The sequence below is a fragment of the Niastella yeongjuensis genome (genome assembly GCF_900110245.1).
Lineage (GTDB): Bacteria > Bacteroidota > Bacteroidia > Chitinophagales > Chitinophagaceae > Niastella > Niastella yeongjuensis.
On the sequence record NZ_FOCZ01000011.1, the window covers coordinates 1 to 23,245 of the forward strand.

A 23,245-nucleotide genomic window follows, 5' to 3' on the forward strand; every position below is an offset into this window, starting at 1 on the left:
CAGCGCTTACCGGCTGGTATATCTTTATATGTCCTACCTCTGCAAACAATCCGTTACCAGCAGATGGTACAATTTCAATAGGTGCAAAACCTCCCTTCTCGGTCACTTTCGTACCTTTTGAGAGTCTGGCCTTCCAATTATAGAAAGTACCTTCCGCAATATGTAAACCAGCGCAGAAAGCTTTTACGCTCAGTCCGCTCTTTTCCCAATCCCGCAATAACAGCTCGATTTCCTGCTTGCTCCTGAAAAATTTAGCCTTCTTAGGTTTGGCTATCGATTCCATACACTGCTTTTAATGAGCTAAGCTAATGTTCCTTTTGCTCTTTAAAGAGATGTACTTGGTCGAGAGGATACTGTCAAATAATTGCGAAGCACTTTTAGCTGCCGCTAATTCTTCCTTTGTAACTTTCTGCTTACTAATTGGATCAATACTAGTTGTTTAGAATTCCATTCCAAGTATTAAGAGCCTTTTCATCCAAAATTGTCAGATCAAATCTTGACTATTTCAATTTACTATCTTCAGCAGACTAATTTCTACGGCCATTTTTACAACCGCTGTTTTCCCCCAATTGCCCCGGTTTTCAAAATTTGCAAACAATTTGCAAACAAAAGTTCCCGGAAAGTTTAAAGAGCTTTTGAGTAAATGAAGTTAACCATTTTTATTGGCCTTACCTGCTTTTATACTTCATTGCAAAAGGTCATCAAAGTATTACTTTTTTATTCATGGCATAAGATGGACTGGAGATGACATTTGTTCTTCGAATTATTAAATGACACAGTTTAATTTACACTCCCGCTTCAGGCCCTGAGGCAATGAATGTTAAGAGATCAATAAACAATTTTTACATTTGTATTCAAAAACATCAAAAAGCTTTGAGTCTAATTTCCAGGGCTGATTACATTTAGGGCAATTTTCTATTTCATTATTATTTTCATCTATAGGATAGCGATATAAATAATAATAACAATTCTTTCCTGTTGTTTTGCCAATAATTCCTGCTACTTCAATGCCATGTGTTGACAACCCGCTATTATAATTTGACAACTGATCATAAAAATACTCTTCGTTAAAATTTCCTCTAAACCACAAATGATATATTGCTTCATAATCACGTTCCCACTGTATAATATTAGACCGATTTGATCCATCTTCTGATGTAGGAGGAATAAAGTACAATGGAATATCAATAAAATTATCAAGTGATTTTAAGGGAGAATATCCACCGTAATACAAAACAAACTCTTTAACTGACTCGATATTCTTTTCCACTTTATTATCGCCCTTGGAAATGATTTCGTAAACGACCCGAACATCAAATTCCTGCAACATTTTATTTATTATATTATTTACTCCACTACTATTATTGAACTCATTAACTGACTCTACATCGATCGTCAAAGCATTCATTTCTAAATTACCATTCTTACCTATAGGATATCTGAAAAAGTCTATCACCTGACCATTATCCTTCAAGCTTCGAAGAAAATCCACAGCTATTTCAAAATCAAATAAATCTAACCGGCTCGTTAAAAATTTAACTTGAATAATATTCTCCATTTATCTTATTTTAAATTAACTCCCTTTATTATCCGAATATTTCTTCATTTCATTTTGTTGTTCTGTTTGTTCAATTACTTTTTCTTTAGCCTCTTTAATTCTTTTATTATACTCCTCACTTTTTTCTTTTAAATCTTGAAATTGAGGACCTGGAAGTGGTATTACGGTTTTAAAATCAGAATCTCCAAATTTTTTAATCTTATTAAATTCTGTTGCGGGTCCTTTCTTCCAGTTACCCGGTCCATATTTTTTATCTAAAAGACGTTTCGAGAAATCTTCACCTTTTTCTCCTTTTCTTGGCCTATATCCGCGTGCCCATTCCGGAACATCGTCTTTACTTTTACCACCTTTTAATTCTTTTCCTGTCTTTTTATCTTTATAACCGCCCTTCCATTCTGCATCATCATATTCCCCTGGCCTATACGCCGAGGCTCTCTTTATAGTCAACCCGTTTTCCTTCATCCAGGATGGGACATATGGAGCATCTGGTACATACTCAAGGTCTGATCCTGGAATCTTTATTGAATTGGGATCGGTCAAATCTATACTTTCCCATTCAGGAATTGATGGTTGTAAAGTAGTAGGGGGCAATTGCGTTGGAGAGTTTACAGGATTAGGTATTACTATGGGAGGAAGAGGAATAGTAGGAGGTGCAGGAATATAGATCTGTGGCAGTTCAATTTTGGGAAATCTCCAACGGAACCAATTAGGCAAAGTCCATTCAGCACCATCAAGATCAATTGCGACTATAGGACTATTGCTTGCGAACTGATAAGGCGTCAATTCCGGAAACTTCGTGGTCAACGGATCAACTGACAAAAACTTCCCCAATCTTGGATCATACACCCGCATTCCATAATCCTGCTGATTTCCATCTCCTTTCACCTCGTTATCATTCTCTTTACCATTAAATCCGTACCTGTACTTATCTCCGTTGGGAGAAAGATAAGAGCGACCCGGCTGCAACATCCCAAACGGATAATAATCCTGTGCACTTACAATATCCGGTTCATAGTGATCAATCAAAGAACTACCCGATCCGGAAGGTACGCCAATTTTCTTGTCAGTCACTGTAACCAGTACATTCCCTAAGTGGTTAGTTAACTCATATTCTTTCTGGCCCCTTTTTTCAATCAGCTCATACGCTATACCCAATAAGGGCATATAAGCTATCTCAGATTTTTCATTTTTATAGGTATCACAAACAGCCTGCTCTATGCTTTTCGCCTCGGGCAAACTCAATTGATTGATCTTTGCACCAATAGCATTTAGTTGGCTGTAGAGTTCTTTAACTTCTTTTTCACTTTGAACACTGACCTGATTGTATAGCCTGGCACTTTGCCGTCTTATTGCTGACAAGGTCCCCTGCCATTGCATCTCTAACCACCCCCGATATAACAGAAAGACATCTACCTTTTCTTTCTGTAAAAGATCATACTTTTCAGGTTGTAGAGCCACGCTGTCAATTATTTCAGAAAACCGGTTCTGGACGTAAAGCTGTCCTGCAGACTTTTTATACAAACTAATTTTAGCAACAGCGCTTGTAGGATCAACATTATAATATACGGTGCTATCCTGGGATTGTATCATGACGCCCGCCTGCTCCTTACTGATTTTATAAAGCGGTGCATCCTGCAGATTAAATGGGCTTACACAATTCAAATAAGTCAGTTGCGTGAGAATCTTCTTCCTGATATTTTCTATTGCTATTAATTTTTGCAATCGGGTTTTGGCTGCCTGCACAGTTTCCATTGCAAACAGTGCCCGATAGTTGCCATTCAATTTATCAAACAGCTGGATATCGCCATATACCCGGTAAACATCTTTAGCAGCAGCAATATCAGTCAGGTATTTATCACAAATGTTTTGATATAACAGAAATGGATCTACTTGTTTTGAAGTTACCTGTTCAAACTCCTGGGCAGTAAGTTTCGTGGAATCAAATAACCGCCCATGGCAGGTGAACCAGCATAATGTATATGTTGCCTGATTTAATACGGCGATATTAATAAACGAGGAGCCACTTGCACTACCGTAAATATAATAACCGCTTCTTGCAGCAAGGGCGCTTTTCAAAACAGGGTTTACCCTGTTATCCCGCTGAACATCAGTTTGAGTGAAAGAATAAAGAAAAAGAATTATAAACGATATAAGCAGCAATAGCTTTTTCATAGTAAGGGGTTATTGAAAGACAAATTAACAACAATAACCTAGTTTAACTTAAGCTGCTAACACTTTAATAATTCACAAGAAAAAATATCAGGTTGAAAAGTTGGGAAAATCTTTTCCCAGAAACTTTTTGCCAGGGCATTTAGAAATATTATTTCTTTTCCTAATTGTCCTATTTGCCTGCACGTTACCTTTTTCTTTTTTAGAAAGGTTTATTGCAAATTGAAATAATTCACTCATCTCAACATCCAACGCTTCTGCAAGTTCGGCAATGGCTTCCGCTTTAATTCAAATTCATGCAATAATATCCAGGAAAATTATTTCGGGTTATTTTCTGGCGGCAAAAGATCAAACTTAAAGAATTCCTGAATTTCCACTTTTAAAATGAAAGCAAGTTTGGACAAGGTAAAAAACTCCAAATTTTGCAGGCCATTTTCCATTTTACTGATTTCGGCTATATATCTTGCTCAAAAAGTGAGCCTTGAACAATCTTACTCATAATGGCAGCAGTTAGGGGATTAACCATATCAATATATTTAATAAAACTTTGATAGCCAAAATTAACTTTTAAAAGCAAATTAATACTAAATACACCTAACGTCAATAGCTATTTAGCACCTTCTTCATGACAATTATCTGCCTGCTCTTAAAAAATACTCCAATTTAACAACCATAATGCAGACATACCGAGGCTTCTGGTTGGTTCTGATAAGTAGACTTATTAAAACAGTGGCATTCCTGAATGGCTAGTTTATTTTGATCACTGCTTCTTCTAAAATTTCATTGTCAGGCCAACCAGTTACCTCCCTGATCACCTGCATGGCCGCCGCCTTAGTAAGATTGTCACTATTCTTTTGAATATATCTTGAAATAGTAAATTCAGTGCAATCCAATCCGTCCATTAAGCGCCGGCGTGTAACGGGGTTGTTTATTGCTTTGAGTGCTTTTTGACTAAGTTTCATAATTGGATAATTTGTAAGGTATTTAAATTTTCACGTATTCATAAAGCCGGTTAACGGCATTAGTTCTTAATATCCTGGTTTATCTACGCTCATTGTGATTTCTTTACAGTTCTCTAATTTGCAATAATCATTTATAATTCCTTCGACTGTTTTGATAAAATTCCCTTCATCCTCAAAAAGTTCAGGATGCCAGTTTTCTGTAGTTTCAAAAGCATTTCGAACAACATATGCGGGCTTACTAATACCTGTTTTAACAGCCTTCTCAAAACATTCCTGACTGTATTTACGATTCATGGCATCAAAGAAGCGAGCACGAAAAACTCTCCTGTAAGCTATTTCCTTTTCGATCAACATTTCCATGGCATTGATCTTAATTCCAAATAATTCCGCTTCTGTATAAGAATATCTTACCAGCCAATCTTCTAATGCATCTATGTCCGTTATTTTATGGCATTGTTGGTCCCAGTAAAACTCAAAAAACATCTCATGCAAAAAGGCTTCTGATTTTATTAATTTATCATTGCCCTTTTTTAATATCTCAGCAACTCCCCAAACAGGATACCGATATTTCTGTTTCAAATATTCATTTTCATACATTGAGATTGCTGGTAATTTTCTCATAATCCGTTCCTCATATGGCGCGAGTCTCCATTTCATAGCGCATGTTTATAATAAGGATCACTTAAAGGGTTATACGGTATGACTATCGGCCTTATCATTCTCCACTATCAGAATGGGTTGAAAAATCTTTTATCAAAAACTGTTCGGCAGACTTTATAAGGCAAAGGACATTTCGGTATGTATCAAAAACATGCCAGGGACAGGTAATTTCTTCTTTCCATGGACCAGTATGGCTAATTCCAGCCTCCAACAAATCTTCCAATTCCCTCATGATGTATACCATAGGATATTTTTCAAAAAACATCACTATTACTTCCGTAGGATTGGCAACTTGTTTCTCACTAAGAAGGTGAGGTGTATAGACTTTAAGACTCCATTCTTTTTTAGCTGAATCTGAAATTCTTTGCAGATTGATTATATACAATGATTCAACAAGCAAAAGTAGATGATCCTTAAAATTGACTAAATTCTGTCGATCATCTGAATCACTGTAGGCATCATCCTCTGAAATCAATCCAATTTCTACCAATTCTTTTAAATAATTTATGGACCATTTACCAGGATTAAATACTTCTTTTATTACAAATAAGGGATCATCATTCACATATTCAATTAGCCGTTTTCCCTTATTAAAGATTTCACCGGCTACTGCAGTTGTTTCCGGATGTATTGGCCGGATTGAATTAACGCTATCTTTTGAAGTAGTATTCAGTTCTGCTGCTGGTTGGTTTGTTTTCATAACAAAAGCACCTTCAATAACCTCTTCTAATTTTTCATAAAAATAGAAATGATTGCTTCGCTCAAGCGGCTCGCTTGAAATGCTGCTTTGGCTTGATATAACCGCAGTAAGCCATTGCCATAATACTTCCCGGGTTTCATTCAAATGATAAGTTTGGAAAAAATCATTAAGAATAAGTATTGGATTATTTAACTCTTCTTCAGTGAGGCGTAGAGGCTGGTTAAACAAGTGGGGATGCTTGTTGTAGGATTTACCAATAAAACCTGCAGCTGGAGTGGAATTGATTAATGGAGTTTCCATGCATTTTAATTTAAGATTATGCGAAGAGTGAGGCTGAGTTATATGTAAATATGTAACTGGAAGGACTCGCGAATATGGGCAACTGTTAAGGCTGGATATAAATAAAAAAGAATGAGCCTTGACATTGCTTAGTAACAGAGGGAGGTCGAATTCCCTGGGACACATAAGCAAGCAAAGCCCACCCTTAAGGTGAGCAATTTGCTGAACTTACCTGTGTCCGTAAAAATTTTCGACCTTTTTCTGTTACAGGTATATTAGCGAATTGCCATCAGTATCTTAATATTTTATGGTAAAGCGTGGGTTAAGGCGGCATCAATAAATTTACCAAGTGCTTATCTGTATTGACTTCCATAGATCTACCTTATTAATTATGATTGGATACTCAAATTTAATAAAAGGAATTTTTGTACCCAAATAATGGAACAAATAATTTATTCAATTTGAGGCATCTTCCAGCTTAATAAATCATCTATGCTGGACAGTATCAAAAGCGCGGAAATATTAAAATCAATAGGCGAAAAGCTATATAATGCCCGTATGGTGTATATGGGACCGGAAGGCAAGAAAAGATCATTAGACAAACCAGGTATTAGTCTCCGGGACCTAGCAAAGGTAGCCCGTGTAAAGCATACTCAAATAAGTGCTATTGAGAAAGGACAATCTAATTCGACGATATTGACTTTAATCGCCATAGCGGAGGTATTAGATTTGGATTTATGTGAGATATTGAATTACAAATCCAAATCTAAAAAGGATAAACAGAAAAAATCCTGATCGTCATAGATTATTCTACATGCTGACATTAATCAATAAAATAAATCAGATTGAATTTCCTGGTAGAGGAAACGGGACAATTCGAAAGCATTACTTGGAATATGGGAAACATTTTTCCAAACTTTAACAAGCATACAAAAGACATCAAAGTCTTACTAATGGTTATTATAGGAAAAATCACTAAACAGATCTGTGAAAGCCTTAAGAAAGACAGTTGGTTCATGAAATTTGAAAGCCCTTTTAATATCGAACTTTTTTTGGACGGTGGGCTAGAATTCGTATATAACGTAGAAGTAGAATAATCAATTGCAAGACTCGAACATCTTTGGCAATACCCAAACCAATAGATAGAATAATGGGACAGGACGTAAATGCATTTATTGAACATAGATTGACACCGGAAGCAATCCTAAACCTTCCTGACTATTTGCAGCATAGTTTAATCAATACTTTATCAGGACAATGGCATTGGAGCACGCCAAATATGGGTAGATTGACCTTAATGAATTTATGGAAACGAAAAGCTGAATAATTCATTAACAACTGATGGAGTATAGAAGATTTAGCTCTTTTAGAAAAAGACAATCTGACACTACATTTCATGACACCAAATCTGGTAACTTTTGATAGTTCTCTGCATTGGAATACTTACAAAAGAGATGGACGATTACGTAATGAGTTTAATCTTTTGGCTAAAACTATATCATCGCTACTTAATGGCGTTGACATACTTTTAGTACCAGACCTTTCAAGTGTTGATTTCTTTGATGAAATCCAAGATTTAACCGTTGACGCATACAGACAGAAAGCAAATGGAAACGAGCTGTATGCAATTGAGCTTGACTAAATGGTTATAACACTGAGTTGCTGGAGTAACGCCATATATATTTAAAGTATTGCCTGTAAGCGTAGTGCGACACCTCAAAACTTGACAACAATAAACAAAGACAGACTGAAATCCATTTTTAGAATTACAAATAATTTGGAAAGATTGCAACAGGAATGCACTAATGTAAAAGGCGAAAATTTTGGACAGATAATTCGTCGAATTCCGCCTTTTACGAGCTTACTTTATAGGGAACTTTATTTACTTCGCCAAGAATTCTCACCGTTCTTTGTCCAATTAGGATAACTAACAGAAGAAGGCTTAAACGGATCGAAAAATCTTTTGCCCTGGAGGAAAAAATTTGTGATTATTCCCTCATACAGCAGATTGGGTACAATATTATGCTCAATTTATATGACTTAAGGTGATTTCGACAAACAGATCTTCATCCAAAAAACAATATGCATCTGTAATAAACTTAATTTGTTTAGTCGTTGGTATATTTATTTTAACGTCGCTATAATAAATCTCATTATCTCCATTAGTTACCTTTTTGGTTTGAAAGTAAACTGGCGCCACTCCCATTTTGGAAAATTCGGCTTTTTGAAGAGTTTGAAAATTATTATGTGCTAAAGAGTCTTTAAATGGTGTATTAACACCAATGGATACTATTATTGTATCATCAGGCATCCTATATAAAATTTTTGTAAATACACCCACATTTTTAATTGAATCTATTTCCGATATTAAATTGGTTTCAAAATTGAGAACCGAGTCTTTATAATGTCCCCATTTTAATACTTGTCCGGTAGAGCTCATGTTGTAACTCCACAATCCGTTACGAAACCCATCTTTCATAAATCCGTACTGATTCACTTTTGAAGGTTCATTAAAATCAAATAAGGTATATGTCGAATCAATGGTTACACCATTGTCATTTTTTTTAATTTCAACGTGATACTTATTTGAAAAGTCCTGATATATCTTTCCTTCTTTACTTAAATTACAGGATACTATAGACAGAATAAAGAGACCCTTTATTTTATTCATTTTTGACCTATTAATAAGAAACTGTTTATGAATTACTACTAACCTAAAACCGTTATCGTTTACTGACTTCCGCTTTAAATTCTTAAATACGCCCATCTGGTTACCCCTATGGTGAGTTTTTCAGCTCCTCCATACCTCAAAAATATAGATTCCCTTTGTTGTTCCATATCATCCAGAGTTTTCAAAAGAAAGTTACATATTTGACACATTTAGCGATACCACCTACCCTAACCGATTATGCTGACTTGGCGAGGAAATATACAAAAAGGAAAAAGGCGTATGTCAGCAGGAAGATTCCTAAAATAGTCACTACCACCCACCATTTATTTTTCGACTCCAAAAACAACTGGAATCTGCCTGGTTTGTGTTTATTTAGACTGGTACTAATTGTAAGCCTGATCTCCCGCATACACTTTTCGATAAGCTGCTGAATTTTACTTGCGGCACTATTCTATTTTCTGCCGCAGCTCCAAAATGCGTTCAATTGTTGACAGAGAAAAACCCACTTCACTACCCTTAATATTTACCTTTTTATCGTCAATAAAAGAAATGCCCCGACCTTTTAAAACCGAGTAGCCCAATGATTTCATTTTCTGCTCGAATTCTTGGTACTTTGTAACATGCTGCAGGGTGTCCCGAATATCGTTTTTTAACCGTTCTTTTCGCATGTCCTGACGAGGTATCAGGCGTTGCTCCTTCGATAAAAATTTCCGCGGATTTAGCACCTCCCGCAGATTATATTTCTTCTCCATTTGCCGGCAGAAATTTGCCATCCGGCGGTAATTATTACTGAGGTTTACAGCCTTGCCATCGTACGCATATGCCTTAAGAAATTTAGATTTAGAAAAGCTCAAGGTCCGCTTCTCTAGATCACGGCTTAATTGAGAAAGCGCAATCACCGGTATACCCAACTCCTTCGCCAGCAACTTCAGGCCGCGGCTGATGCGCGAAATTTCCTGTTCACGGTTCCCCCTGTTATCAACATCACTCATCAACTGTAAGTAATCAACCAGGATGAGGCCGATATCAAATCTCCTTTTCAGCTGGCGGGCTTTGGCCCGTAACTTCAACAGATTAAGACCTGGTTCATCGTCAACGAAGATCTTTGTGCCAGCCAAGGTTTGTATACCGGTGCGGTATAACCTGGCCATATCCTCGTCTTCTAAACGACCAGTTTGAAGAAAGTAGAGCATTATCCGGCTTTCTACCGCCAGCATGCGCAACCCCAGCAGCACATCATCCATTTCCAGCGACCATATAGCAAGCGGTACTGGTTTAACTGGATTGAGTGCGGCATTACGTGCCAACCGTAGGGCAAATGAGGTTTTACCCACCGATGGCCTGGCAGCAAGAATGATCAGGTCGGATCGCTGCCAGCCACGGGTGCCCGGTCTAATTGTTCATAGCCCGAAGGAACACCGGTAACAGGACTGTCCTGTTTACGCCACTCGTCAATCCGGGGATCGTGTTTACCATCACCGTATCCATGCCCATTACATCGCCATGCACATGGCTGCTACCGATACGCATCAGCTGTTGCTCAGCCAGATCCAACAGTTGAAAGGCATCGTTAGAATCATCATATGCATTTCGTACGATCTCGGATCACACCATCACAGCCTTTGCGCTATTGAAAGTATTCGCCGTGTGCCATCTAAGCTAAACAATAATAAAATGGCAAAAGACACCCCTATAATGTCGTGTTTACACCTCACGCAAGAGGCTGGTCCGCATTAAATTTGAACAATCATTAAACTAAATAGAACTAAAATGAGGAAGATCAGAATTTTCGAACATATCTCGCTTGATGGTGTTATTGAGCACGACAAAAACTATGCGAATGGCGCATGGACTGCGCCGTATCGAACCCCTGCTGGGATGGCTATGCTTCTTGAGGCATATGGCGCCGGCTTTGACCTGCTGATTGGTCGCCGCACGTACGACGAGTGGCTAGGCTACTGGCCCAATGCGGGTGATTTTCCGATGGCGAACGCTATAAACGCTGCAACCAAATACGTAGCAACCCACAGACCTGAAAGCCTTGAATGGGGACCAGTGATGGATTTGGGCGAGGATATTATAGAGGGAGTTCGCAAACTCAAGTTGACAGACGGCCCAGACCTGGTACTTTCGGGAAGTATATCACTGACGTCTTTGCTGCTCGACGCAGGATTGATAGACGATGTTATCCTAATCGTATACCCCGTATTATTGGGCCGCGGCAAACGCCTTTTATCGGATAGCTTTGATGCCCGCAAGCTGGAATTTGTTAGCACGAAGACCACACCAACTGGCGTACTCCTAAATACTTACAGACACGTGGGATCGTTGAACAGCTGATTTCGCTGGTGATATAAAAGCTTTTTATATCGTTTTATTCTCCCTGGTATGAAAGGAGAGTTTCTCATTGTTTAAGTATTTGAGTTTTGCTGTAGCATAACCTTCACTTTGCTCCTCATGTACAGTTAAATGTTCGCCTTCTTCTTCCCGTTTGGCTACAAATAGGTAATCCTTAAACAGGCAATTTGTAAGATTTGATCTAAAGGTTAGCCAATCATATATATGGACCAAGTTATATTTCGCTGGAAGCGGCACTTTCATATTGGGGGCTGATACCAGAGCAGGTAACCACGGTTTCATCAATGACAACCGGTTCGACCAAGACGTTTCGTACACCTGTAGGACTATTCCAATATATACGAATGAGATTACCTTATTACAGTTACGGGATCAAGATGGTGCAATCCGCAACGAATGAAACTGTATTAATGGCCAGCCCAGAAAAAGCGATATGCGATATCATTGTCGTAAGAACGGCTGTACTTCTTCGAAGCATCAGGCAGACGCAACTTTTTTTGGAGGAAGACCTGCGCATTGAGCGCGAAGCATTGCGGAATTTGGACAGGAGCGCAATGATGAGCTGGATAGCTGATGCACATAAAAAAAGTAGTTTAGTTATGTTGATTAAAACACTGGATACAATATGATCAGAGAATGGATGGAGGAGTACAAACCAAAGAATAAAGCAGAGGCACAGCAGGCATTGCGCGAGATCATGCAAGAGATTGCCCTTGCAGGGTTACAGCGAAGTAAGTTTTTTGAAGTGGCTGCATTTTATGGGGGTACGGCCTTACGGATTTTTCATGGGCTGGATCGTTTTTCGGAAGACCTTTATTTTTCATTGCTGGAAGTGAATTCTGAATTTTCCCTTCAGCCATATCTGGATGGTATGGCGAGGGAATTCATAGCGCTCGGAATAGAAGTAAGTGTTACAAAAAAGGAAAAAACAAAGCAGAGCAATGTAGATTCTGCATTCCTGAAATCTGATACAGCTTGGCAGGAAATTACATTGAAAGCAATTATACCGCAGGAAAAGATTGATAAAATAAACCCAGCTATTAAAATAAAACTGGAGGTAGATAAGAAGCCGCCACCAGGTTTTCAAACAGAAGAGAACCTGTTAGTAAAGCCGTTTTCATTTTATACCAAATGTTACCAATTGCCGGATCTGTTTGCAGGAAAGATGCATGCTTTGCTTTTCCGTAAATGGGGCAATCGGGTTAAGGGGAGAGACTGGTATGATATGGAATGGTATATCATAAAACGTATCCCCTTACACCTGGAGCATTTGGCTGTACGCGCAAAAGACAGCGGTAACTGGCATTCAGATACCATGAAAAAAGAAGATTTTTTTACCCTGTTGATTGAAAAAATCAGCTCCGTATCTATGAAGCAGGTAAAAGAAGATGTACTGCCTTTTATTAAAGACTATACGAAACTGGATATCTGGTCACCTAAATATTTTACTGACATAGCCAAACTGATCTATTTTAAAGGTGATGCGGATTATTAAAGTATATACTACGCGAACGCTTCGGAGACAGGGCGTTTTTGTTTAACGAATTTTCCCAGCAGCTATTTTTTGAGAAAGATCCTTCAATTGGTCAATTACAATACCAGCTTCTAGGTCATAAGGGCCAACAAACCTGCCATAGGCAACTTGGATGAGTTCAACTAATTTCGACTTGCTTATTTGAGCTGGATAGATTGCATTAAGATTGGAGCTGCCCGCAAGCTGGAATTTGTTAGCACGAAGACCACACCAACTGGCGTACTCCTAAATACTTACAGACACGTGGGATCGTTGCACAGCTGATTTCGCTGGTGATACAAAAGCTTTTTATATCGTTTTATTCTCCCGGAGATGCCAATAAAAAAAGCGTCGCGGATAAACCGGGACGCCCTATAAAACACTATGTATGTATTTATTGACTGATGGCCATTTTATTTAACCTTGTTAGTGGCAGCTGCCAATGATTCCAGCATCGGCGCCTGACAGCTTTGCGAGTGGTCTTACAAATAGTTCTTTATCTTCTGAAGCGTGGCTAATAAAAAAATCGTACTCTTTCTTAATGTATTCCATTCAGGTCTATTTACCTATTATTATTGCATAAGATTACTAAACAAGTCGGATATCCCAAGATAATCAGGTTACTACTATATATTAATTGACTTTTATGCATTCATGTTTGAAAGCTCAAGTAATTTATCAGTATAATCAACCATAAATAATGGGATATTGATTAAGCCATCATCTTTTTTTAAGTTTTTTAATGAATACCGGATGCGAATAGGCGGTTGATAAAGGTCGTTATAAACGGTAAGGCTTTTACTACGTATGTTTTCGTCTGATTTTACTTCTATCGGAACGATTTCATTCTTTACCTGAATTACAAAATCAACTTCTGCCTGGTTTCCCGATGTCCAGTAACGCGGATTTCCCTCGAAGTTTGCAATTAGATGTTGCAATATATAATTTTCACTCAGTGCACCTTTAAACTCCGTAAATAACCGATTTCCCTCCCTTATTGCTATCGGATCCAAAAGTGAAAGTCTTCGTAGTAATCCTACATCGATCAAATAAAGCTTGAATGCCGAAAGATCATCATAGGCCGAAAGTGGCAAACCTGGCTTTGAAATCCGGAAAATGCGGTGTACCAACCCTGCATGCGAAAGCCAGAGCAATGCATCTTCATATTCACGCGCACGTGCCCCATTTTTTACAGACTGATAAAGGAATTTTTTATTATCCCTTGCTAATTGAGAAGGGATGGAAGACCAAAGATGATTAATTTTTGGAATGTCTTTATTTTCTGCATGTTTTGAAAAATCAAGAGCATAAGCATTGATTATGTTTTGCAACACCTGCTGCGTTTTTGCTGTGTCCTGTTTTTCTAATAATGCTACTACTGCTTCCGGCATTCCTCCGCAAATGAAGAACATCTTTAACTTGTCAACCAGCGGATGAAAGAAAATATCAGGCAGTGGCTCAATTTGATTAATGCTTTCCAAAAAGGAAAATAATCTAGGGTCGGCAGCAGACAAGAACTCTGAGAAACAGACCGGATTTAGTTGCAGAAAATCAACTTTTCCCACGGGGAAGGAATTGCCCCGCGACATCGTTACTCCCAGCAAGGAACCAGCACATGCAACTGCATATTCAGGAGCATTTTCACAAAAGTATTTTAGTGCATTCAGCGCATCATTGCATTCCTGGATTTCATCAAATATAACAAGCGTTTTTTGTGGTAATATGGCTTGCCCATGAACCAAAGACAAGTTTTGTATAATGCGTGGTACATCTTTGGTGTTTTCAAAGAACTGCTTTAGATCTGGTTGTTCTTCGAAGTTAAAATAAGCCGCAGTTTCAAATTCAGATGCACCAAAATGCTTCAGTAACCAGGTCTTGCCTACTTGCCTGGCCCCTTGCAATATGAGAGGTTTCCGATCCGGGCTTTGTTTCCAGTCTGTTAATCTTTTTTGTATAGGTCAGTGTTATGTACTTCTATTGTGATATAAATCACATAAATGGCATATAACTATGATAAAATTAGGAATTTTGAAATTGTTGATGGAATATTAGTAATTAAATTATAGAAATTGCCTGAACAGCGGAAAAACTTACGAGTCATTGTCGATTAAAGTAGATCGCCTCTGTAAACTATATAAATTATTAAAAGTCAAAGATTTAATCTTGAATAATTGGCGCAAATCTTCTTTTAGCAGGTTTGAAGAAATTCCAATCCGGTTCACTAAAGAAGGTTCACAGCAATGTGAGCCTTTTTTATGCCCGGAACCTTTAGACTGTTATAGATTGGAATAACATAGGAGTATTGATTTTCAATTATTGAAAGGGTTTGGTTCGGAAAATGAATCGGTCCCCTATATCCGGGCCCTATAAAACTGAATAGAAATAAATCCGCAACTGTCAGATCAAGTATTAGCTATTACACACTATCAAGGCGCGTTCGGGACTTACACCCTGGAGTTTGTGCCCGTGCCGGGAGCACATAAAAAAAGCGTCCCGGATAAACCGGGACGCCCTATAAAACACTATGTATGTATTTATTGACTGATGGCCGTTTTATTTAACCTTGTTCACCTGCGTTTCTTCAACATAAGTCTGGCTTCTGTTGATCGAGTATACTTCAGTAATATTTCCGCTTTTAGATTTTACAGTTACATTCACCACTGCATCACTAAAATCATCTGACTTCAACATAAACTTCCTGGTAAGACCAGCACCTTTAAATTTATCGCTAAACAATACATTGCCATATTCATCGCGGAAGGTTACTGTATACTCATCTTCTACTTTGTTGGCCAGGTTTAATTCGAACACTGGTTGATTCTCCACATCACCGATGAATTTCAATTCTGTCTTTGGAGTGCCTTTGCCGCCGTCATTCGCCATTGCAGGAGTTGTGAAGGATAATGCTAAAGCAAGAACTGCGATTGTCAGTTTTCCAAAATTGTTAGAATCGATTTTCATAATTGTATGTTTTAAAATTTGTTTCGTTGTTTGATGATGCAAACATACGGCGGGTTTTACCCCGGTGAAAATCAACTCAGGCCCGTTTTTAGGATGGTTAAAGCCTGTACAAAATGTTAAAACCCGCCATAGCAGCGGGTTCTATAAAAATGTCGCCATGATGCCCAAGCTATTACAGCGCTCCTTTTGATTCCGAACGGGTTCCACTGTACAATTCATATTCCAGCAGGCGGCAGTCAATAACACTGGTATAAAATTCTATCCGTCGTGTCGCTTTCAGACCAATCTTCTTGGCCAGTTCAAGATTGCCGGTAAATACATATCCAAAGTAACCACCGCATTTTTGTTTCATAAAGTCACCAATACGGCTATATGTTTTTTCCAGTTCAGCTATTTCTCCCAACCGCTCTCCGTATTCCGGATTCACGTAAAAGATCCCCGGCACATTCGGTGGCACTTCTGTTGCAGCAAAATCACAAACGGCAAATTCTATGAGGTTGGCCACACCGGCAGCCACTGCATTCTTACGGGCATTCTCAACAGCTTTGGCACTGTAATCGGTAGCAATGATACGAAGACCTGGCACCTCTTTGATCTGCTCTTCCAGGCGGGCATCCTCTTGCAGGTATACCTGCTCATCATAATTCTGCAGGTGCATAAATGCATAGTTGGTCCTGAACAAACCGGGCCTGCGATTGGTGGCGATCATTGCAGCTTCGATAGCAATAGTACCCGAACCACACATCGGGTTCACAAAGGGACTCACCCTGTCCCAACGAGACGCATAAATAGTGGCAGCCGCCAGTGATTCCAGCATCGGCGCCTGACCAGGTATTTTACGGTACCCATGACGGGCCAAAGAATCACCCGAGGTATCAACAAAAACTTCAGCGTCTTCATCTCTCCAAAATAAATGGATCACTGCACCTGTTAATGCAGAACCGGTGGAAGGACGGGTGCCTCTTTTTTCGCGCAGTCTGTCGATGACGGCATCCTTCACGCGCAGGTTGGCGTACATACTGTTATTGATACTGTCGTTGCTCACATTACTGGTAATGGAAAAATAAATGCCATCAGGTAAGATATCTTCCCAGGGATAGTGGACAAGATTATTATATACATCATCGGCATTACGTGCCTTAAAGGATTGGAGACTATACAACACCTGGCTGGCGCAACGAAGGTTCAAATTGAGCCGGATACATTCATTCACCGTTGCTTTTAACTTTAAACCGGTAACAAAAGTTTCTATCGGCTCAAAGCCAAGCTCTTTTACCTCCTGTTCCAGATAAAGCATAGTTCGCTTATGACAGGTGACGGTAACAATTCCTGGGGTAGTGTAAATATTCATGCTGCGCGAAAGTAAAACTTCAGTTTGGTTGTAGCAAAACTACACAATAATTCCCATCTCTCGCAATCCACTACACCAACTCTGCTGCATCGCGCTTGATCTTCATCAACAAATCCTTACGCTCCTTTTTGCAATAGCCTGTTACACATCACCATAATGCAACCTATAACCGATCTTGTCTTTCGTCAATAGGAAGAACAGTAAATATAAGCTACCATTGCGCCCTTAATTACACTTTATGAAACGAATGCTTGTCATCTCAGGCCTGGTAGCTGTTGCCGCCATTGGCACTGTATTTACCAGTTATGCTTTCAACGAAAAACATCACGCCACTTGCAAAGGGTCCAGGTATTGCACCGCCTGTAAAAACTGCAAGTATTGCGGTCATTGTGCCAAGAACGGTGGCTCCTGTGGCGTTTGCAGGTAAATGTTACTAAAAGCAAAAGAGCCCCGACCAACCGTCGGGAACTCTTTTCTGTTTATACCTATAAAACCACAATCTTCTGCATTTGTCTTTCGCTGCTCTCTTTTTTGGTGGCAATGAGTACATACACACCTGTTTTCAATCCACTGATCACCATATTATCGTTGTGATAATCGTTCCATTGCTTCACGATTTTTCCACTCAGGTCCGTGATCACAATATTGCGGATTGCACTGCTGCTAAACAATACATTCATGTTGCCTGACCGGGCCGGGTTGGGATAAACCGTCATCCTCGCATTGTCTTCCATCCCGCGTACGCCTTTAACAGGTGATACTGTGCGGGCGCCATTTTTATCTACCTGCACCAACCGATACCAGGTATTGCCTGTAGCCGTATTGGTTTCTTTGTACTGATAGTTTATTGGCATGCTGCTATTGCCGCCGCTTGCTTTGGTAGCCACAAATCCCACCGTTTCAAAGACACTGCCGTTGTTGCTTCGTTGTATTTCAAACCCGGTATTGTCAATTTCCATTTTGGTTGCCCAGGTTAAGTTCACAGTCGACCCATCGCGGGTGCCATTGAAATCAACCAGGGTTACCGGAAGTGCTCCGGCTGGTGGCCAGTTGATGGTCACCGTGGCATCATCATACATGTTATCAGTAGTGGTGCTAAAGTCATTATCCGGACCGTTATCCGTTAACCGGTAAGTAAATGTCAACTGGGTAACACTGGTTGAACTGCGGGTAGCAGTAAAGGTTCCATTTGCGTTTACCGTAACAGTACCACCAAAAGCAGGCTGTGTTAATGCCGACCATTGCAACTCAGCATACGCATCATTCTGGTCGTTATCGGTACCGGTAGCATCTACAATAAAACCACCGGGGTAATTTATGTTGGAACCATACAATGCCCCATTAAATGAAGTCTCAGTTCCGCTTACCCGGTTAAATACATCATTCAACGCTACGGGCGCACAGTTAGTTCCTCCACAGATAAGCGCCACCCCGCTGATCGATACATTATCCAGAATATATTTAGTACCAGGTTGCTTGCCATCTGCATGAAATGATATAAACACTTTAAAATCAGGAGCAGTTACTCCCGCCGGAAAAGTGAATGTAAAACAGGTGGTACCTCCACTGGTGGGCAATGCATAATTGTTTTGCCGCGCATAAATGTTGTCTGGTGTTTCCGCATCATTTGAAGAAGTGACATTTGATGTTACAAACAGTATATCGGCATACGTAGGTGTGGGAAATGGTTTTGTTCCATTATTACCACTTGCATCGATTGCCCAGATATCAAAGCAAACTTTTACTGTATTGGAGGTTTTCTTCACTATGGGCGTCCCGATATTAGCCGGGTTATTACCGCCAACGCCCGGTGTATTAACAACTGCATTACCATTAAACGAATTAAAACTGGCGCCTTGTGATAAGATCCAGCCTGAAGGCGCCGGATCAAAATCTTCTTCCAACTGGGCCTGTGCAGCAATCGATGCTGCAATAAAGAGTACGAATAGTAAATACCGCTTCATAAAAAATCATTTTGTGGTTAGGGAATAGGGGGATGGTTCACCGCGGTATATTGGCTTTTACTATTTTCAAAGGGTAAAGAGCAAGAGTATCCTGTACGCCGCCCTTGCGGAGCAAATAAATTTGTTATGATGTGTTATTGATTAATGTGGTAGTGAAGCGACGGTAATAGCGCTTAATACAGCTGTTCAGAGAATACCTGGAATACTTTTACAAAGGAGAACAATCAATTATGGAGGTTTTGCGAAAGATTGGACTGTATACGTTTCGTATAATTCAAAAGTAATATGCGTTTATCATATCTGCAATAGTAGAAATACTTAATTGACTTAGAACAAGCCGATAATAAATGAGGAAAAGAAAAACCCTGACGCTAACGGTCAGGGTTGTATAGTTGATGTAGCATAACTCAATATTTAAACCGCAGTAGCCGGCAGCCGTTCATGCACCCATTTCTTGGCTATCTCCAGCTGTTCTTTTATGGTAAGGTGGGAGTTATCGAGTTCCAGGGCATCATCAGCCTTACGCAATGGGCTTACTTCGCGATGAGAATCAATATAATCGCGCATCTCCAGGTTGGCCCTTACTTCCTCCATGGTAACGTTAGGGTTCTTTTCATACAGTTCCTGGAAACGGCGTTTTACCCGGATCTCGTTATCGGCAGTCATAAAGATCTTCAGTTCGGCATGAGGGAATACCACGGTGCCTATATCGCGGCCATCCATTACAATGCCCCGGTTTTTACCCATGTCCTGCTGTTGCCGAACGGCAAACTCCCGCACTTCCCTGATGGCTGCCACCTCGCTCACCTTTTCGGCTACTACCAGGTCGCGGATCACGTATTCCACGTTCTCCCCGTTCAGGTGCATTTCACTTTGACCCGTTTTGTGGTTCGACATAAACGTGAGCTTAATATGCTGCATAGCCTCATGCACGATCTCGGGATGCGTCCAGTCAACGTGGTTACGCAGAAAATAGAGGGTGATGGCCCGGTACATGGCCCCGCTGTCAATATATATGTACCCTAACTCACGGGCCAGCTGTTTGGCCAGTGTACTTTTTCCGCAAGATGACCACCCGTCGATGGTGATTATGATCTTATGTTGCATAGACATTGTTGCAAAAATAGTCCACAGAGAGCACAGATGAAAATGTTAGTTGGGGACAACTGTATGGTTAGCAGAGGGCTCCACCCGCTCACACCCGCCTACGCCAAGGCTTCGGCGGGCGATGTAATAATGTCGCCCGCCAGTGGCGGACGACATCAAAATTTGTAGTGGGACTTAATTGGCACACTACGCTGTGTCACCTGGTTAGCAGTCCATCACCTTAGAGATGCTCCGGATAATAGGCCGGCACGCCGAAAATGCCACTTTATACCCGGGAATATTGTAAACCGAGGGACACAGAACTATTAACGAAAGGTTACCTAATTAGTTGTTGACAGGTAGGAAAAATACTTAAAAAAGAAGGTGGGTCATCAGCCAGCTGGCTGATGACCCACCTTTTTATTTTAATCCTTGTGTGTTAATACTTAAGAAGCTTCAGATTTTTCCTTTGCTTCCTTCAGGGTGAACCTGATCTTAGAGTTTTCTTTATCAAGATCAGCCAACAGGGTGTCGCCTTGTTTAATGTGCAGACTCAGGATCTCTTCTGCAAGCGGATCTTCCAGGTATTTCTGGATGGCCCTGTGTAATGGACGGGCGCCAAACTGCTGATCGTATCCTTTTTCAGCGATGAAGTTTTTGGCTTCGGTAGTTAACTCCATGGTAAACCCTAAGTTAGCTAACCGTTTCATTACGCCTTTCATCAGGATGTCGATGATCTGGAAGATGTGCTCTTTGTTCAACGAGTTAAAGATGATCACATCATCGATACGGTTCAGGAACTCAGGCGAGAAGGTACGTTTCAGCGCTTTTTCAATAACGGCTTTGTTATTTTCATTGGCGCTTTGTGTACGGGCCTGGGTAGCGAAACCTACACCATCACCGAAATCTTTCAACTGGCGTACCCCAATGTTCGAGGTCATGATGATGGTAGTGTTCTTGAAGTCAACCCGGCGGCCTAAACCATCGGTTAACTGACCATCGTCCAGTACCTGTAACAGGATGTTGTAAATATCCGGGTGCGCTTTTTCAATTTCATCGAGCAGGATCACCGAATATGGTTTGCGGCGAACTTTTTCGGTTAACTGACCGCCTTCTTCATAACCCACATATCCTGGAGGCGCACCGATTAAACGGCTCACGGTGAATTTCTCCATGTATTCACTCATGTCTATGCGGATCAGCGCATCTTCAGAGTCGAACATGTAGCGGGCCAGTGAACGGGCCAGCTCGGTTTTACCAACACCGGTAGGTCCGAGGAAGATAAAGGTACCGATCGGCTTTTTAGGATCTTTCAAACCTACCCGGTTACGTTGGATGGCTTTCACCACTTTCTCGATGGCTTCATCCTGCCCAACTACCATACCGCGCATATCTTCGCCCATGCGACGCAGTTTTTCGCTTTCTGCCTGTACCATCCGTTTAACGGGGATACCGGTCATCATGCTTACCACTTCAGCAATAGCTTCATCGTCTATCGGGTAGCGTTTGTGTTTGCTTTCTTCTTCCCAGCTTGCTTTCGCTTTTTCCAGCTCTTCCTGCAAACGTTTTTCAGTATCGCGTAAAGAAGCCGCTTCTTCAAACTTCTGGCTCTTTACTACTTTATTTTTTTCAACCTTTACATCTTCGATCTTTTTCTCCAGATCGAGGATCTCTTTAGGCACGTTGATGTTCTTTAAGTGAACACGGGCACCTACTTCATCCATTACGTCGATTGCTTTATCGGGCAATAAACGGTCAGTGATGTAACGGTCACTTAATTTTACGCAGGCATCTATCGCATCTTCACTGTAAGTAACGTTGTGATAGTCTTCGTATTTAGATTTGATATTGTTCAGGATCTGAATGGTCTCATCAACACTTGGTGGTTCTACCATTACTTTCTGGAACCGGCGATCGAGGGCACCGTCTTTTTCGATGTACATTCTGTACTCATCCAGGGTAGAAGCGCCAATGCATTGGAGTTCGCCGCGAGCGAGGGCTGGTTTAAAGATGTTCGATGCATCGAGTGATCCGCTTGCACCACCAGCGCCTACGATGGTATGAATTTCATCGATGAACAGGATCACATCTCTGTTTTTCTCCAGTTCATTCATGATGGCTTTCATCCTTTCTTCAAACTGACCGCGGTATTTGGTACCGGCAACGAGGGCTGCCAGGTCTAATGAGATCACCCGTTTATCAAACAATACTCTCGATACCTTTCTTTGAACGATACGCAGGGCCAAACCTTCCACAATGGCGGTTTTACCTACACCAGGTTCGCCAATCAATATCGGGTTGTTCTTTTTACGGCGACTCAGGATCTGCGATACTCTTTCAATTTCTTCCTCACGTCCAACAATAGGGTCAAGGGCACCACTTTCTGCCAAACGTGTAATATCGCGACCAAAATTGTCTAATACCGGTGTTTTACTTTTTGTATTTCCGGCAGAGCGTGATTTCTGCTGCGAGTATTTCTTTTCATCATCAAAATCGTCTTCGTTCTCGTCGGCATATTCACTGCGTACGTCGTTGCTTTTAACAACGCCTAATTCGTTTCTGAATAAATCGTAATCCACGTCGAACTGATTTAAGATTTGAGTTGCTATGTTTTCCTTATTCTTAAGAATGGAGAGCATTAAATGTTCCGTTTCAACTGTCGGACTCTTTAGGGCTTTTGCTTCCAGCACAGTTACACGGATCACCTTTTCGGCCTGCTTGGTGAGTGGCAAACTGTTTATGTTAGCAATGTTTTTACCGGTCTTGTCTTTTACTGCCAGTTCAACCTCTTTCCGCAATTCGTACAGATCCACATTAAAGCTTTTCAATATACGGACAGCAGTGTTCTCTCCTTCACGGATCAACCCCAGCAACAAATGTTCAGTTCCGATAAAATCGTTCCCAAGCCGTAAAGCCTCCTCTCTGCTAAAAGAAATGATCTCCTTCACCTGGGCTGAAAAATTGTTGTCCATTTGTTTGTAATTTGTTGTGTGTTATACAATAATAACGAATA

21 protein-coding genes are annotated in these 23,245 nt (G+C 40.4%); 6 read left to right on the top strand and 15 right to left on the bottom strand.

What is annotated here, in order from left to right:
• The 6 genes from tnpA to BMX95_RS35075 all read right to left on the bottom strand — a co-directional run.
• Positions 1-283, bottom strand: a 283-nt coding sequence (gene tnpA, locus BMX95_RS25005; RefSeq protein WP_218149832.1) for an IS66 family insertion sequence element accessory protein TnpA, incomplete at its 3' end; no start/stop codon positions are given.
• A gap of 537 nt (positions 284-820) precedes the next feature.
• Positions 821-1,558, bottom strand: coding sequence for a DUF2310 family Zn-ribbon-containing protein (locus BMX95_RS25010; RefSeq protein ID WP_081203070.1), 738 nt, complete (start codon positions 1,556-1,558; stop codon positions 821-823).
• Between the two features lie 15 nt (positions 1,559-1,573).
• Entirely contained in the window at positions 1,574-3,730 is a 2,157-nt protein-coding gene (locus BMX95_RS25015; protein WP_081203071.1) for an RHS repeat domain-containing protein, read from the bottom strand.
• 743 nt (positions 3,731-4,473) lie between these two features.
• Entirely contained in the window at positions 4,474-4,689 is a 216-nt protein-coding gene (locus tag BMX95_RS25020; protein WP_081203072.1) for a hypothetical protein, read from the bottom strand.
• 66 nt (positions 4,690-4,755) lie between these two features.
• A complete protein-coding gene (locus tag BMX95_RS25025) occupies positions 4,756-5,346 on the bottom strand; it encodes a hypothetical protein (protein WP_081203073.1) in 591 nt (196 codons plus the stop codon).
• A gap of 58 nt (positions 5,347-5,404) precedes the next feature.
• Positions 5,405-6,349 (bottom strand): hypothetical protein, encoded by a 945-nt coding sequence (locus tag BMX95_RS35075; protein ID WP_177193721.1) that lies wholly within the window; start codon positions 6,347-6,349, stop codon positions 5,405-5,407.
• Positions 6,350-6,820: 471 nt separating this feature from the next.
• Here BMX95_RS35075 and BMX95_RS25035 point away from each other — a divergent pair, with 471 nt between their 5' ends.
• On the top strand, positions 6,821-7,123 hold the full coding sequence (locus BMX95_RS25035; RefSeq protein ID WP_081203074.1) for a helix-turn-helix domain-containing protein: 303 nt from the start codon (positions 6,821-6,823) through the stop codon (positions 7,121-7,123).
• Between the two features lie 601 nt (positions 7,124-7,724).
• Positions 7,725-7,970: a hypothetical protein gene (locus tag BMX95_RS25045; protein ID WP_081203076.1), complete on the top strand. Its 246-nt coding sequence runs from the start codon at positions 7,725-7,727 to the stop codon at positions 7,968-7,970.
• A gap of 384 nt (positions 7,971-8,354) precedes the next feature.
• Here BMX95_RS25045 and BMX95_RS25050 read toward each other — a convergent pair whose 3' ends face one another.
• The 3 genes from BMX95_RS25050 to BMX95_RS35090 all read right to left on the bottom strand — a co-directional run bounded on the left by BMX95_RS25050 (position 8,355) and on the right by BMX95_RS35090 (position 10,553).
• The gene (locus tag BMX95_RS25050) at positions 8,355-8,999 is read right to left on the bottom strand and encodes a hypothetical protein (RefSeq protein ID WP_133054003.1); all 645 of its coding nucleotides are present in this window, start codon (positions 8,997-8,999) and stop codon (positions 8,355-8,357) included.
• A 446-nt stretch (positions 9,000-9,445) separates the two neighbouring features.
• Positions 9,446-10,396, bottom strand: a complete 951-nt coding sequence (locus BMX95_RS35555) for a DnaB-like helicase C-terminal domain-containing protein (RefSeq protein ID WP_262493614.1) — start codon at positions 10,394-10,396, stop codon at positions 9,446-9,448.
• The gene (locus BMX95_RS35090) at positions 10,392-10,553 is read right to left on the bottom strand and encodes a hypothetical protein (RefSeq protein ID WP_177193722.1); all 162 of its coding nucleotides are present in this window, start codon (positions 10,551-10,553) and stop codon (positions 10,392-10,394) included. Before BMX95_RS35090 ends, BMX95_RS35555 begins: the two co-directional genes overlap by 5 nt.
• A gap of 216 nt (positions 10,554-10,769) precedes the next feature.
• On the opposite strand from BMX95_RS35090, the gene BMX95_RS25060 reads away from it, so the two are divergent.
• The 3 genes from BMX95_RS25060 (at position 10,770) to BMX95_RS25075 (ending at position 12,852) form a co-directional block, all read left to right on the top strand.
• Entirely contained in the window at positions 10,770-11,339 is a 570-nt protein-coding gene (locus BMX95_RS25060) for a dihydrofolate reductase family protein (RefSeq protein ID WP_090519613.1), read from the top strand.
• 362 nt (positions 11,340-11,701) lie between these two features.
• A complete protein-coding gene (locus BMX95_RS25070; RefSeq protein WP_133054045.1) occupies positions 11,702-11,986 on the top strand; it encodes a hypothetical protein in 285 nt (94 codons plus the stop codon).
• Positions 11,983-12,852: a nucleotidyl transferase AbiEii/AbiGii toxin family protein gene (locus BMX95_RS25075; RefSeq protein ID WP_081203645.1), complete on the top strand. Its 870-nt coding sequence runs from the start codon at positions 11,983-11,985 to the stop codon at positions 12,850-12,852. Before BMX95_RS25070 ends, BMX95_RS25075 begins: the two co-directional genes overlap by 4 nt.
• Before the next feature lie 662 nt (positions 12,853-13,514).
• Here BMX95_RS25075 and BMX95_RS25080 read toward each other — a convergent pair.
• The 3 genes from BMX95_RS25080 to BMX95_RS25090 form a co-directional block, all read right to left on the bottom strand.
• A complete protein-coding gene (locus tag BMX95_RS25080; RefSeq protein WP_081197693.1) occupies positions 13,515-14,825 on the bottom strand; it encodes an ATP-binding protein in 1,311 nt (436 codons plus the stop codon).
• A gap of 598 nt (positions 14,826-15,423) precedes the next feature.
• A complete protein-coding gene (locus tag BMX95_RS25085; RefSeq protein WP_081197692.1) occupies positions 15,424-15,831 on the bottom strand; it encodes a hypothetical protein in 408 nt (135 codons plus the stop codon).
• A 172-nt stretch (positions 15,832-16,003) separates the two neighbouring features.
• A complete protein-coding gene (locus BMX95_RS25090; protein ID WP_081197691.1) occupies positions 16,004-17,182 on the bottom strand; it encodes a THUMP domain-containing class I SAM-dependent RNA methyltransferase in 1,179 nt (392 codons plus the stop codon).
• A gap of 238 nt (positions 17,183-17,420) precedes the next feature.
• Here BMX95_RS25090 and BMX95_RS34620 point away from each other — a divergent pair, with 238 nt between their 5' ends.
• The gene (locus tag BMX95_RS34620) at positions 17,421-17,609 is read left to right on the top strand and encodes a hypothetical protein (RefSeq protein ID WP_133053847.1); all 189 of its coding nucleotides are present in this window, start codon (positions 17,421-17,423) and stop codon (positions 17,607-17,609) included.
• A 58-nt stretch (positions 17,610-17,667) separates the two neighbouring features.
• Here the strand turns inward: BMX95_RS34620 and BMX95_RS25095 are convergent, their stop codons facing one another.
• From BMX95_RS25095 to BMX95_RS25105, 3 genes are all read right to left on the bottom strand, one after another.
• A complete protein-coding gene (locus BMX95_RS25095; protein WP_081197690.1) occupies positions 17,668-19,146 on the bottom strand; it encodes a T9SS type A sorting domain-containing protein in 1,479 nt (492 codons plus the stop codon).
• Positions 19,147-19,560: 414 nt separating this feature from the next.
• On the bottom strand, positions 19,561-20,253 hold the full coding sequence (gene cmk / locus BMX95_RS25100) for a (d)CMP kinase (protein WP_081197689.1): 693 nt from the start codon (positions 20,251-20,253) through the stop codon (positions 19,561-19,563).
• Positions 20,254-20,678: 425 nt separating this feature from the next.
• Entirely contained in the window at positions 20,679-23,204 is a 2,526-nt protein-coding gene (locus BMX95_RS25105) for an ATP-dependent Clp protease ATP-binding subunit (protein ID WP_081197688.1), read from the bottom strand.
• Positions 23,205-23,245 lie beyond the last annotated feature (41 nt).